Genomic DNA, 14,651 nt, shown 5'->3' on the forward strand with positions numbered 1-14,651 from the left:
ATGTATTAAAAAACCTACCCCATAGTTAATTTTTCGCGTCAAAATCTCAACCCCTATTTTGTAAATAAGCCTATTTTTTAACCTTTCCCTATAAAAATTCGTGTTAAACGAGATTTTTTAGTGTTTGATTTGCGATTTCGGCCATTTTTCAAGTAGGGAAAGCCCTGTCACTCCAAATTGGTCTTACCACTCAGTAATAAAATAACACATGAAGCACAATAATTTCACATTACACAACATTTAAAACCAAAAAAGTTAAAACAAACTAACAGTTAATTTCACAAGCAAACGTTTTAGCCGACGAACATCAAGATAAAACACCAAATATTCGAAATATAATTTTTGTTAATGTATGTTATGCGCGATTACAACAAGGAGCGCCTTCCTCTATTGCTCCAAGATTGACAGAGGCACATATGAAGCAAGTTACACCACGCCTACCAAGCTTGATACAGGTATTTATCTCGCTCGGTTTATTTCTACTGCTGGCATTTTCGTTCACTGCCAAGCTAGACCTACCGATCCAGCTAGCGCTGTACATCGGTTGGTTCATTATCATGATATTAGGCATTAAGCTTGGTCATCAGTACAAAGATCTGGAAAAAGCTGCACTAAATGGCATTTCCAATGGACTAGGAGCCGTCTTAATTCTTCTTGCCGTTGGCGCGCTTGTTGGTACGTGGATCTCTGGTGGTATTGTTCCAACCATTATTTACTACGGCCTTAAAGCAATTCACCCTTCTATCTTTTTGCTCGCAACCATGATCATCTGTTCATTGACTGCGCTAGCGACTGGCACCTCTTGGGGCGCTGCTGGTACTGCTGGTATTGCGATGATGGGTATTGGCCAAGGCCTTGGCGTTCCTGCACCAATTACTGCTGGCGCGGTGCTTTCAGGTTGTTACTTTGGTGACAAAATGTCGCCTCTATCGGACTCCGTCATCCTTGCTTCATCTATGTCTAACGTTGAAGTAATGGAACATATTAAAGGCATGCTGCCGATCGCACTCATTAGCTACATTATTACAGGCATTATGTTTACTGCATTTGGTTTCCACTACGCAGGTCAAGTTGACATGAGCCAGGTAGACTCTGTAATTAAAGCGATGGAGCAGCAATTCTACATCACGCCTTACTCATTTGTTCCTGTGATCATCGTATTGTCACTTCTAGCAATGCGTATGCCTTCATTCCCAGTGATCAGTTTTGGTTCTCTGCTCGGTATTATTTGGGCAGTAATGATTCAAGATGTGGACTTCCTAACCGCGTTCAACACCGCTTGGGCTCCGTTTGCGATTTCTTCAGGCGTAGATTTCATCGACTCGATTCTTAACCGTGGCGGCATGTCTTCAATGCTTGGTTCGGTAGCGGTTATCGTGTTCGGCCTTGGTTTTGGTGGCCTGCTAGACAAAGTGGGCGTACTTGAAACTATCGCGAAACTGTTTGAAAAACGCGTTCAAAGTGCAGGTTCACTGGCAACAAGCACAATTGGTACGGCCTTTATGGGTAACGTGTTTGGTTCGGCAATGTACGTTTCACTTATCCTGACACCAAAAATCTGTGCGAAGAATTACGACCGTCTAGGCTACAAACGTAAGAACTTATCTCGTAACGCAGAATTTGGCGGCACGCTAACATCAGGCATGGTTCCTTGGAGTGACAACGGTATCTACATGGCAAGTATTTTGGGTGTTGCTACGCTGTCTTACGCCCCATTCATGTGGCTAAGCTTTGTATGTATTATTGTGACTATCTTCACGTCTTACATGGGTTGGTTTGTTGATAAATGCGAACCAACAGCAGAAGCAGTTGAACAAGCTGAAGGCGAATTAAAGCAGCAAACGGCTTAACTTCGCAGAGTTAGGAAGAACCTCACTTCCGAATGAAAGACAAAAAAAGAGCGCATTAGCGCTCTTTTTTGTATCTAAACTACACGTTAGCTTTGTTTAACTTTTGTTTTCACCGCCGCTCGCTTGCCAAGCACATAACCTAAACCAAGCGGAGCGAAGAATATCGCAGCAATGAACAGAATGAAGTAGACAATTGTGCTCTTCACTAATTCTATCAACTTGGTCATGGCGAGATTCACAACCTCTTGAGACACTCTATCCATATCCTGAGCAAACTTCTCACGTTCATGAGTGATGATCAGAGCGATCTCTTGGCGCTCTCTGGCTACCATCAACTCTAAAGCTTGGCGCTCCTCACCCAATTGAGATAAACGCGCTTGCGTTTTTTGGTCAATATCGTCAACCAAAGGTTGTAACTCTACCGCCATTTGCTCTGCCAAATAGCGCATGTACTCTGGATTGTTATCAATAAAGTCCTTCATCGAATCTGCCGTAACTTGTAAGCTATTTAGCGCAGCATTAACTTTTTCGATGCTGGCAGAGCTATTTAATGCTAATAACTGCGCCTTCCAAGTCATAATTTTTGGGGTCTGTTCTGATACAAGGCTTAGACGATCCGAGACATCACCTAATGCTTCTGGCATTGTACCTAGCGTAGTCACTGCCTCTTCCTCGCTAATTTGATTCGCATCTAACCACCCACGGTAAGCTGGCGTCCTGATCATACTTAAGTCCGCGAATGGATGTTGCTTAACGAACTCTGCAACAAACGCTTGTGTCTTGATGTACGCTTCTTGTTTCAACAGAGATTGAGCCAGTTTATCCACCTCTTTCGCTAAGTGAGCAGAAACTAACTTTGCCTCATCTGTCGCAAATAGTTCATTACCAGGGCCAGTCGTAAAGAATTGATCCATCTGTAGCGTAAAAGTCCAAGTATCAATCAGTGCTGCCATTGGCGAGACTTGGTATGCTGCGGCTTGAAGACCTTCTTCAGCATTTATCTTCCAAAGCAAAATATAAGATTGATAGACTTTATCATGCGGCTCATATTGATCGTGCAATGCATCAGCAGCTTGCTCTACCTGAGCAAAAAACTGTTGCGCATACTCACGAGTCAGGAGACGCATATTAAGCTCTTGTTTGGTAAGAGGGACGGTTTGACTCTCGATTTTCACTTCTAACAGGGAGCACCCTGAAAGCATCACAACCAACCCTATCAACATCATTGAAGACAATCGACGAACGGACATGAAAGTACCTTTAACAAATTGTATGGAACAGGAATAAAGCGAACTAAGTCATATAGTTCGGGCCTTTAATACCCCAACTCTGATGATTGTAAGTCAGAGCAATATCAATCTGTTAGCGCTTCTTGTATCTTTTCACTATTGAGAACGTGGTTAGCGAAAAGTATGGTTTGCTTTAGGACATCATCTAAACGTGTCAGTTTCTCTTCCGGCACTTTTTGCCCTTGTTTAATCAACAGTTCAATATCACCCGAAATGCAGTGCAATGGCATTGCCCCTAAACTTCCCGAGACCCCTTTAAGACTATGAGCCGCTCTTTGCGCTTGCTCTTTATCCTCTTCTAATAGCCGATGCATTTTTGAACCATCGCCAGAGTGATCCTGAATAAAGACTTCAAGTAACATTCGCACCGCGCTTTCATCTCCCGATAGCGAGTCCAGCATCTTATTGATATCTATATACGGCTCACGTTCCACGACTTCCACTTGCGATATGTTCGGCTCATTAGGGCTCTGTTCGTTAACTTGGCTGCTTTGAGAGATTTCGGACTGAGCAGAAAAAACAACGTAAGACCCACCAACTTGCTCAGACTCTTTATCCTCTGCTCTTGATGGTATTAGCGGCTGAACGGTTCTTTGGGAGAAAAGCCCCCATGAAATAAGAGAAAGAAATAAACCACTGATTACTGACAACCAAGTAACAAAGGTCATCAACTTTTGTTCCAACTGGTCATTTATCGAAGTTAACTGGTTCGGGAAATCAGGATTAAGCAGTTGATTAACTAGATAGCTGCCTTGCGCCTTGGCAGATAGCGCGCTTGAAGTCTGGGCTAGTTGACGCTGAAAAGCACTTCGCTCTTGAGGAGAAAGCGTGTCCGACTCGATAAAGAGTCGGTCTAAATCACGATAAGTATCGCTATTCGTTGCTGAGTCACTAAAAATAGACTCCAAAACAAGTGCGCCTAAGCGATAGTACATTGATTGAATTTGCTCAGAGTTTTCATCTCGGGCGCGGCTTCTTCGCAACTGTTCAGCCAATGATACAAGCTCACTGTCACTCCCTACAAAGGCTCGAGCACTTTCTAAAAATCGATCGGTCGCATAAAGCAATTGAGTAATATCTGGTGTGATTTTTCCTTCAGAAAACTCACTTTCAAGCTGTAAGCGAACTGCATAGGCTAACTGAAGTTTTAGTGAAACTTGGTCGACGTGCTTAACACGATAAGGCAGATCAAAGTTAAAAAAATGTCTGACTTCTTCAACTTTGCTTCCTAGCTCATTCACCGTTGAAATGGTTTGAATCGTTTGTTTGGCTTGCAACCAAATCCCTAGCGCTAAAACACACCATAAAACGAACCAGAACCAAACAAACCGCCTAATTCCTTCTTTTAGCTTCAGCAACACTCGCCCCTCGCATATCTCCATTAATTACAAGCATATACTATGGATGTTTCTTATTCACATAAAAAAAGAGAGCCATTGGCTCTCTTAATTTGACGATACGGTTTTAGTTGCGACTCAGCTGATCTTTTAGATTTGGAGGCGTACCTTTAATCGTTAAGGTATCCGTCTCTGGGTCATAAAAAATACGCTCACCAAGCAATAGGCTATCAAAGCTAATATTCAAACCACCGCCAGCACCAACAAATTTAGTCAGTTTGCGAACCGTCGCACGGTCACCAGGGAAAGATTCTTCAAGCTCGTACCCTTGCTCTTTGGTGAAATCCATAAAGCTTGTGCCATCTTGGCTTGGAGGAAGCTCTCCAGAAAGCTCTGAGATTTGAACCTCATCACCGGATTTAATTTGCTCATTGCAGTAATCGTAAACTTGTTTCTTGTACTCGTTCACTTCTTGCTTTTCTAGCTTCGAGTCAGCACAAAAATCATCCACTGCCTGCATCAACACTAAGTTTTGTTGTTTCGTATCTAAGCCGATGTCCGCTTGCAGGAAATCTAGGAAGAAATCCGCCACTTTACGGCCAACGCGTCCCTTGATGTATTGCAAGTAACGATTAGATTCCTTGTCAGTGTCGTAGCTCGACAAGTCAATGCGTGCCGCAATATCCATTTTGGTGATATCTAGGTAATCCGTCGCACTGATGTCCAAACCTTCGGTCACTTTTAAACTTTGGTTCATTGGTAAGATACCGATGAACAAGTAGTCCGTTGCTAAACTCTGATACTCAGCGAAAACCAAAATACCTTCATCCGCAAATGGGTACTTAATCAACTCTTCTTTCAAGCGATTTGCACTAATTTGTGAGAAGTCGTAAAAATCTCGCTCTCCTTTGCGCATTTCTTGAAGCCAAAATTGAAATTCGCTGTCTGACTGGAAAGAGCCAAAACCCTTACCAGCTTTAGAATGGAATACTCGGTGAAGTTCAGCGACTAAGTTTTCAGTAGATGCATCGTTCTCTAATGATGCTGGACGAAAGTTTACAACTAGCTCGTCCTGATCGTTTTTGCACAGTTGATGCAGAATAACGTTTGAAAGATGAAGGCTCATAGTGATTTTATCTTGCTACAAGGTTTTAGTTGATGGGCATTGTAGGTTATCATAAGCCGCTTTTACTATCATTATTAGAGTCTTTATGCCGATTACATCTAAATATACTGACGAGCAAGTAGAGAAAATTCTTGCTGAAGTAGCAACAGTTCTTGAAAAACACGCTGCTTCTCCTGAGTTGACGCTAATGATTGCCGGAAATATCGCAACCAATGTCTTAAATCAACGTGTTGCTGCTTCACAACGCAAAGCGATTGCTGAAAAATTTGCTCAGGCGCTGATGTCTTCTTTAGAAACACCAAAAACACACTAATAACGGACAATAGAACACATACATGGTAGACAGCGGAAACTCATACGGCGAACGTGTATCTCGACTGGTTGGTTGGGGTCACTGGTTTGCATTCTTCAATATCGTTGCATCGATGTTGATAGGCACACGCTACATTGTTCAGTCTCCTTGGCCCGAGACGTTACTTGGTCAGTTTTATCTGGCGGTTTCTTGGGTTGGTCACTTTGGCTTTCTAGTTTTCGCGCTTTACTTGCTCGTTCTATTCCCGTTAACGTTTATCCTGCCATCGCGGAAATTGTTCCGTTTGGTGGCAGTGATTTTCGCGACCGTTGGGCAAACCATATTATTGATTGATACCCAAGCGTATCAGTCGATCAATTTGCACTTAACTCCTGTCGTTTGGGAGTTACTATTCAGCGAAGATAAAAGTGCACTCAGCACTGATCTACAACATCTGTTTGTTGTAATGCCGCTGATCTTCCTTATTCAGCTCGCTCTATCCGAATGGGTATGGCGAAAACAGCGCAAACTATCTCATAAGCACGTAGGACGTCCTCTAGCAGCTGTATTTTTCCTCAGCTTTATGACCAGCCATTTGGTTTATATTTGGGCAGATGCATACTTCTACAATCCAATTACCAGTCAGCGTTCAAACTTCCCATTGTCTTATCCGATGACGGCGAAGAGTTTTATGGAAAAACATGGTCTACTTGACCGTGAGGAATACCTAAAACGCTTAGCGGAAAATGAAGGCAACGTAGAGTTAGTCAATTACCCTCTGGAAAAGCTAGAGTTTAACCGTCGAGTCAATAAGCTCAACGTGTTGATGATCAGCGTAAACAACCTGCGTGCAGACGCGCTGAATCCAGAAGAGATGCCTAACCTCTATGAGTTTGCCGAAAACAATCAGAACTTCCGTAATCATTATAGTTCAAGTAATGATACTTACGGGGCTTTTGGTTTGTTCTACGGCTTACCAACCAGTTACGCCTCAAGCATCAAGGCGCAAGGTGCTTCGCCAGTGTTACTCGATGTACTGAAAGATCAGGGTTACAACTTCGGCCTATTCAGTGGCAGCGGGTTTGAAGATGATCTCTACTCAGAGATTATTTTCCGCGACTTAAAACTAGCGGAAGACCTCGATGGCACACAAGCTCATACCGATAAGCAATCTATCGCGAACTGGAATACATGGTTAACAGAGAAAGCGAGTCAACCATGGTTTAGTTACATCGAAGTCACCACCGTTGATAATTTTGAATCGATCCCTTCCAATAATGACGAAGAAATGTCCGCAAGTGATCGCTTCAAAAAAGCTTATGAATATGCGGTGAAATCAGCGGATAAAACCGTCGCTAGCATTATTGATGAGCTTGAAAAAAATGGACTATTGACAAACACCATCGTGATTATCACTTCTAATCACGGTAGTGAGTTTAACGAAACCAATACGAACAGCTGGGGCGCAAACAGCAACTACAGCCGTTATCAGTTACAAGTTCCTATGGTAATCCAATGGCCAGGAATGTTGGCTGGTGAATTTAATCACAGCACAAGCCACTTGGACCTTTCGGTCACGTTGTTGCAGGATATGCTCGGCGTATCTTCCAACCCATATGATTACAGTAGTGGTCGTAACCTATTTGACGAAAGTCGTCGCCGTTGGATCCTAGCGGGCGACACTCGTGAGCTTGCCTTAATTACTAGCTCACAAACCACAGTGATCGATAAGTTTGGCAACTACAAGTTGTATGACAAAAATTACAAACGACTTCGAGATGATGCACCGAAGTTGCCAGTTTTGATGCAAGGTTTAACTGAGTTACAGCGTTTTTATTCTAAAAATGATTAATACCTAGCAACCCATATACTATTCAAACTCCCCTTTTTGGGGAGTTTTTGTTTATTTAAACAACACAAACCACAAATTTGCGCAGTAAACATCCAATCAGTTCAACTAGGGGTTTACAACATTTTCAAAGCCTTATATTATGCGCCTCAACAACGGAGAGATGGCTGAGTGGTTGAAAGCACCGGTCTTGAAAACCGGCATACGTTAATAGCGTATCTAGGGTTCAAATCCCTATCTCTCCGCCACATTTAGAAAAAGCCCGCTAAGAAATTAGCGGGCTTTTTCGTATATCCAGAATTGAAAAGATTAGTACAAATCCCTTCTTTGAACACAACTAAGCACTCCGCAACATTCAGAAAGAGCACGCTTAGAAATTAACGACCTTTTCGTTTCAGTGTCCCGTTTTTAATCAGGTTGATACTCACGTCTAGTTGTATTTACTTACCAACAAAGATTTCTCTAGCGGCATTAATGAGCTGTAAATGAATTGGGACAAGGTCTGCATGATTCGTTCGATATCCACCTCCGACGACAGCTGCGACAGGGAGACCTCGCGATTTCATTGTTTGCATTAAAAATCTATCACGTTCTAAAATCCCTTGCGTCGAAACATCAAAATATCCCAACTCATCGTCTTGATGTATATCAACACCAGCATCGTAGATAACCAAGTCAGGACGATGAAGATTAAGCGCCATATCGACTACTTCCTTAAACGCCATTAAAAAATCCTCATCACCTGTTCCTCGCACCAAAGGCACATCTAGGTCAGACTGAGGCTTTCTAGCCGGGAAGTTTTTGTCACAGTGGAAAGAAAGCGTGATGATATCTGGCTCATCGTGACACAAAGTTGCTGTTCCATCCCCATGGTGAACATCACTATCAATGATCAATACTTTATCGACATGCTCGACTTCGAGCGCTTGCCTAGCCGCGATCACTAAGTCATTAAATAAACAAAAACCACTGCCAAACTCTTTGTGTGCGTGGTGATACCCGCCACTCAAATGAATGGCAACACCATACTCAAGTGCTTTATTTGCGGTCAAAGCCGTGCCCGCTGCTGAAGTTAGCGTTCTGGTAATGAGAGACTCACTCCAAGGAAAACCTATTCTGCGCATTTTCGCAGCTGGCATGTTTCCATTCACTAGCAAGTCGACGTATTCCTGATCATGAACACGTTTTACTTCCTCAACAGTTAATGCTTCTGGCTGGAAAAACTGCACGTGTTCTTTCCAGTTATCTTTCTCCATGTGTACCAATAGCGATTCATAGAGGTACTGGTACTTCATAATTGGGTAACGATGCCCCTCTGGCAACTCAAGTTGAGAATAAATCGGGTGGTAGATAAATGGCAGCATGAGAAATTCTTAATAACAATCGTAGCGAAATAGTATCAACTTCAAGGGTTGAATAAAACGCAATTTAATTGATAATGATTTTCAATATCAATTAAATTTAATATACATATGAATTCTACTTTCTTTGCTATTCTCGGCGCACTGTTTGGCTCTCTTTGTGCTCTGTCCCTATTTTCATCTCTCGTTGTTGGTGCGTGGTCGCTGGTTGATTTTATTGCGCTTAGCTAACACAATGACTTTCAACTGAAATCAAAAAATATAGGTGTTTGTATGAGTCAAACCGTCTTTATTACCGGAGCAAATCGCGGCATTGGCCTTAGCTTAACTGAGCTGTACCTGAAGCAAGGCCACCAAGTACATGCTACCAGTCGTTCCTTGGAGAACAGTTCAGAACTACAAACTCTAGCCTCACAATTCAGCAATCTGGTTTTGCACGAACTGGATGTCACTCACTACGAACAAGTCGCTAAGCTTGCCGATAAACTCCCTGCCATCGACTTACTCATCAATAATGCAGGATATTACGGCCCCAAGGGATATGGCTTTGGAAACACTGACGTAGAAGAATGGCGTAAAGTCTTCGAAGTAAACACCATTGCACCGTTAAAACTGGTTGAGCACTGTTACCCTCGCTTACAACAAGGCAAGATGAAAAAGATTGCTTGTATCTCATCAAAAGTGGGGAGCATGACCGAAAATACGTCCGGTGGCGGTTATATTTATCGTTCATCGAAAGCGGCGCTAAACTCGGTTGTTAAAAGCTTGAGCAATGATTTAACACCTGAAGGATTTACCGTTTTAGCGCTTCATCCTGGTTGGGTAAAAACGGCAATGGGCGGGCCAAATGCATTGATAGATACGCAAGCCTCCGCGCAGGGCCTAGCGAACGTGATAGAGCTGAGTACACCGCAACTTTCAGGTCGATTTATTAACTACGATGGTACTGAGCTACCTTGGTAGCGGCGTTAAGAAACAACCATCAATAAACCAAATAACACCTAAGCTAGGCTTCATAATCGTGACTTGGTTGGCAAACATAATGTTCATCGGCGATCTACCAGCATAATTCGCGCAATCTAACTTGAATTTATCTATATCCAATCCAGACTTATGAAAAAGTAGAACAATTAAGGAGAAGGCACGATGGCAGCAGATAGGGATTTGGTTAATTTTAGCGAAGAGCACGAGCTAAACTACTGCTTGAGAAGTGCTGGTAAACGCCAAACTCAAGCGAATCGAGATACATTAGTTGACTTGGGCAACCAGGTGAAAGAGGTACTGGACAAACGCGTGTTAACTCAAGGTGAAGTAAGAGGCGCGATCCAAAACCACGGCGACCTGTTCGAGTAATCTATTTTCAAGCATGCGCGGTGTTTAATTACGCCGCGCTTGTCCTATGCCCGCTTACCTTTGGTTGCACGGGATTTAGTCGCACTACCACTCTTTGAATAACTACGCTTTTTACGTTTAAACGCAGGACGTTCCACCTTGGGTAGATGACGCAATGAATCAGGGATCGGCCCTGCTTTTACTTGTGCCATCAAGCCATCAATGCGTTGCTCTAGTGCTTGCATAAACGGCTGATATGCCTGATTTCTCTCTGCCATACCTTGTAACTGGTGCTCCCAATGAGCCGTCATATCTGGGTACGTTGAATCCTGTGGCAAGGCATGAATGAGACCTCTTCCCGCAGGAGAGCTGAGAATTGATTTACCTTGACGCGTGAGCAGTTGGCGTTTGAACAACGTGTCCAAAATACCAGCGCGAGTCGCTTCCGTACCTAGCCCATCAGTATCACGAAGGATTTTTTTCAGTTCTTTATCCGCAACGTAACGGGCGATCCCGGTCATCGCTTGCAACAGCGATGCTTCGGTAAAGTGCTTTGGTGGCTCGGTTTTTCGGTCTTTTATTTCCCCTTCACGACAAGTTAACACGGTGCCTTCTGGTAACGGTGGTACGGCATCAATACCTTCATCTTCCTTGTCGGTTTTGCCCATTAGCGCTTTCCAACCCGGCGCAACTAACTGACGACCTTTCGCGATAAACGTACCACCAGCGATATCAAAAACCAATTTCGCTTCTGCGTAAACTGCCGCCGGATAAAACTGCATCAGATACTGGCGCGCAATCAATTGATACACTTTCATCTCATTGCCCGAAAGCGCATTCACATTAGCTTGTTTTGGTGTAGGGATAATCGCATGGTGCGCATCCACTTTTTTATCATTCCAAGCTTTGGACTTTAATGTTAAGTCTGCTCCCTGAACGGCACCTTGCAGCTCTTTTGCGTTATTCGCAATAGCTGTTGTCACCGTCCCTGCTTGTGAGTAGTGTTCCATCGGTAAATAGCGACAATCTGAACGTGGATAAGTGATCAGCTTGTGCTTTTCATACAATGCCTGACAAGTATCTAACACTTGTTGCGCACTCATGCCATAGCGCTTTGCTGCATCGATCTGTAAAGCAGATAATGAATAAGGTAGTGGTGCGGATTGCTTGGTTTGCTTCTGTTCCGACTCCGTCACTTTCGCGGGTTGATTTGCAATGCGGTTTGCAACGTTTTCCACTAACTTACGGTTTAACACTCGCCCTTCTTCATCCTGCCAAGGCTTGCATGCCTCACTTGGCTTCCAACGAGCACGAATATCAAAAGTGCCATTGGCATCTTGATACGGAATCAGAGCATGTAGGGTAAAATAGTCCTTCGGGACAAAGTTTTCGATTTCCTCATCACGACGCACCACTAAGCCAAGAACTGGCGTTTGCACTCGCCCTACCGAGAGAACACCTTGATACCCTGCTTTTTGACCAAGTAAGGTATAAGCACGAGACATGTTCATACCATACAGCCAATCAGCCCGAGAGCGGGCCAATGCAGAAACTGAAAGTGGGATAAACTCGCGATTACTGCGCATAGAACTGAGTGCGCGTTTAACCGCAGGTAAGTTCAAGTCGGAAATCAGCAAACGCTGTGTGGATTCCTTCTTGGTTTTAGATAACTTGCAATAGTCGAGAACTTCATCAACTAACAGCTGACCCTCTCGGTCTGGGTCTCCTGCATGAATGACTTCGTTAGCTTCTTTGAGCAATTTACGAATCACTGTTAATTGCTTACTTGCGCTTTTCCTCGGTCTGAGCTGCCATTGCTGCGGAACAATTGGTAAATCTGCCATATTCCACTTTTTATAACGCTCATCGTAAGCGTCAGGTTCGACTTGTTCGAGCAAATGGCCGATACACCAAGTAACGATATCCCCGTTCCCACAGCGGATGAATCCTTGATCTTTCTTTTGAGGGTTTGGCAGAGCAGCGGCAATCGCACGGCCTAAGCTTGGTTTTTCAGCAATAAACAGACGAGACATAACGTTTTGGAAATAAATATAATTAGGGCCACATTAACGAATGTAGCCCTAATAAATCAAGAAAAACTGTATAAATAAACAGTCAAGTTTGTTTAAGTTTTCAGTTATAGAAATTCAACAAACTGAGAGAGGTCACGCTCAGGAACTTTCATCGGTGTACAACCAGGCGTACCTAGGTACAAGAAACCAACAATCTCATCGTCGCCTTCTAAACCAAACGCTTGATGAACTTCTGGATGGAACATCCACTTACCTGAGCGCCAAAAACCTTGAAAGCCTTGTGCTACGGCTGCCATTTGCATCGCTTGTACAGCGCATCCCGCAGATAAGTGTTGCTCTAGTGCTGGCACTTTCTCATGTTCCGTTACTTTAGCAATCACCGTGATCACCATTGGTGCGCGAAATGGTGCATTCTTTACCTTTTCGACCACCGCTTCATCACTCTTTTCAGCTTCTGCCGCTTTTACCAAGATATCTGACAGTTTTTTCAAACCATCGCCCTGTGCGATAACGAAACGCCAAGGGGTTAATCCCGCATGGTCAGGCGCACGAAGGCCTGCACGAATGATGTTCTCAAGAGCTTTACCTTCTGGTGCAGGCGCAGATAACTTCGCGATAGATCGGCGATTGAGCAAAAGATCGAGAGCGTCCATGAAAGAGTCCTTATCGAATATCGTTGTTATTTTGTTTACGCTACTTTAGCACAATCTGCTCCTGCGAATAACAACCGGTTTTCTGTGGGCTTGATAACGTGCTTCACTTAACATCAAGCTGGATTTAATGTTAATTTATTCGCGAAATGAATAAGTTGAACATAGGCAGGTTGATGAACAAGGATAAACAAAACAGCATTTACGAAAAGATCGTTAATGACGAAGATGCCCGTGCCTGTAAGGCGATTCCTGAATCAGCTTGTCATCAAGTTCCCGGCAACTTTCTTAAAATCATTCTTGCTCAGTTTTTAACGAAGGTCGGCGATGCGTTAATCAATCCCAAAGTCACGTTGCCGTGGATACTACAAAGCCTCGGGGCACCGGTTTACTTAATTGGTTGGCTCGTTCCTATTCGTGAATCAGGTTCCCTTATCCCACAACTTAGTATCGCGCACTACATCCGACGCATTCCAGTAAGAAAATGGGTCTGGGTAATTGGCAGCATCTTGCAGGCTCTTTCCATATTTGCAATCGGAGTGGTCGCATTAACTCTAACAGGAGCAGCTGCGGGTTATGGTGTAATTGCATGTCTTGTGATCTTCAGCCTCTCACGCGGTTTAAATTCCGTCGCATCAAAAGATGTGTTGGGAAAAACCATCCCTAAAAACCAACGAGGTCAAGTCAACGGCTGGTCTTCAAGCGCTGCTGGCCTGGTTACGCTGCTTTTCGCGAGCCTTCTGGCACTAGCCTGGTTATGGGACGTAGAGCCGACAGAGCGCTTTTACAGTCTGAGTTTAGGGTTAGCGGGCGCCATATGGCTTATTGCGGCATTAGTTTATGCACGAATTAATGAGTATGCCGGTGAGGTAGACGGTGGTCGAAATGGCGTCCTTGAGGCATTTAAACAACTCGCGTTACTTAAAACAGACGTGACCTTTCGTCGATTCGTTATCACGCGGACACTATTTTTATGTTCTGCGCTGAGTGCACCGTACTACGTTGTGCTGGCACAGCAATCTCTCGGTGGACAGCTCTGGGTTCTAGCTCTCTTTATGTTTGCGAGTGGCTTGGCTTCCTTTGTGTCAGGTCCTTTCTGGGGAAGAATGTCCGATCGCTCTAGCCGCAGTGTTATGGTTATCGGCGCAACGATGAGCGCGCTACTTGGCGTTGTTTTATTTGTTTACGATACGTGGGTCACCGCTAGCCAAAGCTTGCTATTCGTGATTCCTCTGCTCTACTTTTGTGTGTGTATTGCCCACGACGGAATACGAGTCGGACGAAAAACCTACTTAGTTGATATCGCAGAAGGTGACAAGCGGATAAGCTATGTAGCCGTGAGTAACACGGTGGTTGGAATAATGCTGCTTCTAATGAGTTCTCTTGGTGTTATGTCGAACTTTTTGAGCCTTTCAGCAGTGGTGTTAGTGTTCTCTTTTATTACTCTTGCTGGCGTAGTAATGGCCAAACAACTGCCAGATATCAGTGACTAGTTCTATACAAAAAAAGCTGCGCTCAAAGCGCAGCTTTCA

General features: G+C 43.9%; 12 protein-coding genes and 1 tRNA gene. 7 read left to right on the top strand and 6 right to left on the bottom strand.

The window, feature by feature from the left end; genetic code table 11:
- Positions 1 to 416: 416 nt before the first annotated feature.
- Entirely contained in the window at positions 417 to 1,850 is a 1,434-nt protein-coding gene (nhaC, locus tag ACWYVB_RS10055; protein WP_395222165.1) for a Na+/H+ antiporter NhaC, read from the top strand.
- A gap of 86 nt (positions 1,851 to 1,936) precedes the next feature.
- Here nhaC and ACWYVB_RS10060 read toward each other — a convergent pair whose 3' ends face one another.
- The 3 genes from ACWYVB_RS10060 to yejK all read right to left on the bottom strand — a co-directional run bounded on the left by ACWYVB_RS10060 (position 1,937) and on the right by yejK (position 5,602).
- Positions 1,937 to 3,100 carry a chemotaxis protein gene (locus ACWYVB_RS10060; protein ID WP_395222166.1) on the bottom strand — a complete coding sequence of 388 codons (1,164 nt, stop codon included), beginning with the start codon at positions 3,098 to 3,100 and terminating at the stop codon, positions 1,937 to 1,939.
- 104 nt (positions 3,101 to 3,204) lie between these two features.
- A complete protein-coding gene (locus tag ACWYVB_RS10065) occupies positions 3,205 to 4,521 on the bottom strand; it encodes an Hpt domain-containing protein (RefSeq protein ID WP_268845279.1) in 1,317 nt (438 codons plus the stop codon).
- 82 nt (positions 4,522 to 4,603) lie between these two features.
- Positions 4,604 to 5,602 (bottom strand): nucleoid-associated protein YejK, encoded by a 999-nt coding sequence (yejK, locus tag ACWYVB_RS10070; protein ID WP_005396521.1) that lies wholly within the window; start codon positions 5,600 to 5,602, stop codon positions 4,604 to 4,606.
- An 85-nt stretch (positions 5,603 to 5,687) separates the two neighbouring features.
- On the opposite strand from yejK, the gene ACWYVB_RS10075 reads away from it, so the two are divergent.
- The 3 genes from ACWYVB_RS10075 to ACWYVB_RS10085 all read left to right on the top strand — a co-directional run bounded on the left by ACWYVB_RS10075 (position 5,688) and on the right by ACWYVB_RS10085 (position 7,991).
- The gene (locus ACWYVB_RS10075) at positions 5,688 to 5,915 is read left to right on the top strand and encodes a YejL family protein (protein ID WP_005380722.1); all 228 of its coding nucleotides are present in this window, start codon (positions 5,688 to 5,690) and stop codon (positions 5,913 to 5,915) included.
- A 22-nt stretch (positions 5,916 to 5,937) separates the two neighbouring features.
- Positions 5,938 to 7,746, top strand: a complete 1,809-nt coding sequence (locus tag ACWYVB_RS10080; protein WP_046874519.1) for a DUF3413 domain-containing protein — start codon at positions 5,938 to 5,940, stop codon at positions 7,744 to 7,746.
- Positions 7,747 to 7,900: 154 nt separating this feature from the next.
- Positions 7,901 to 7,991 (top strand) — tRNA-Ser (locus tag ACWYVB_RS10085).
- Between the two features lie 192 nt (positions 7,992 to 8,183).
- On the opposite strand, the gene ACWYVB_RS10090 is transcribed toward ACWYVB_RS10085, so the two are convergent.
- The gene (locus ACWYVB_RS10090; protein ID WP_395222167.1) at positions 8,184 to 9,107 is read right to left on the bottom strand and encodes a histone deacetylase family protein; all 924 of its coding nucleotides are present in this window, start codon (positions 9,105 to 9,107) and stop codon (positions 8,184 to 8,186) included.
- 270 nt (positions 9,108 to 9,377) lie between these two features.
- On the opposite strand from ACWYVB_RS10090, the gene ACWYVB_RS10095 reads away from it, so the two are divergent.
- Positions 9,378 to 10,067, top strand: coding sequence for an SDR family oxidoreductase (locus ACWYVB_RS10095; RefSeq protein ID WP_395222168.1), 690 nt, complete (start codon positions 9,378 to 9,380; stop codon positions 10,065 to 10,067).
- 183 nt (positions 10,068 to 10,250) lie between these two features.
- Complete coding sequence (locus ACWYVB_RS10100; RefSeq protein WP_005380717.1) at positions 10,251 to 10,457, top strand: hypothetical protein; 207 nt, start codon at positions 10,251 to 10,253, stop codon at positions 10,455 to 10,457.
- 44 nt (positions 10,458 to 10,501) lie between these two features.
- Here the strand turns inward: ACWYVB_RS10100 and ACWYVB_RS10105 are convergent, their stop codons facing one another.
- Positions 10,502 to 12,469, bottom strand: a complete 1,968-nt coding sequence (locus ACWYVB_RS10105) for a DNA topoisomerase III (protein WP_395222169.1) — start codon at positions 12,467 to 12,469, stop codon at positions 10,502 to 10,504.
- Between the two features lie 104 nt (positions 12,470 to 12,573).
- Entirely contained in the window at positions 12,574 to 13,122 is a 549-nt protein-coding gene (locus ACWYVB_RS10110) for an NAD(P)H nitroreductase (protein WP_395222171.1), read from the bottom strand.
- Between the two features lie 173 nt (positions 13,123 to 13,295).
- On the opposite strand from ACWYVB_RS10110, the gene ACWYVB_RS10115 reads away from it, so the two are divergent.
- The gene (locus tag ACWYVB_RS10115; RefSeq protein WP_395222172.1) at positions 13,296 to 14,612 is read left to right on the top strand and encodes an MFS transporter; all 1,317 of its coding nucleotides are present in this window, start codon (positions 13,296 to 13,298) and stop codon (positions 14,610 to 14,612) included.
- Positions 14,613 to 14,651: the final 39 nt, after the last annotated feature.

Source organism: Vibrio sp. JZG10 (genome assembly GCF_054064075.1).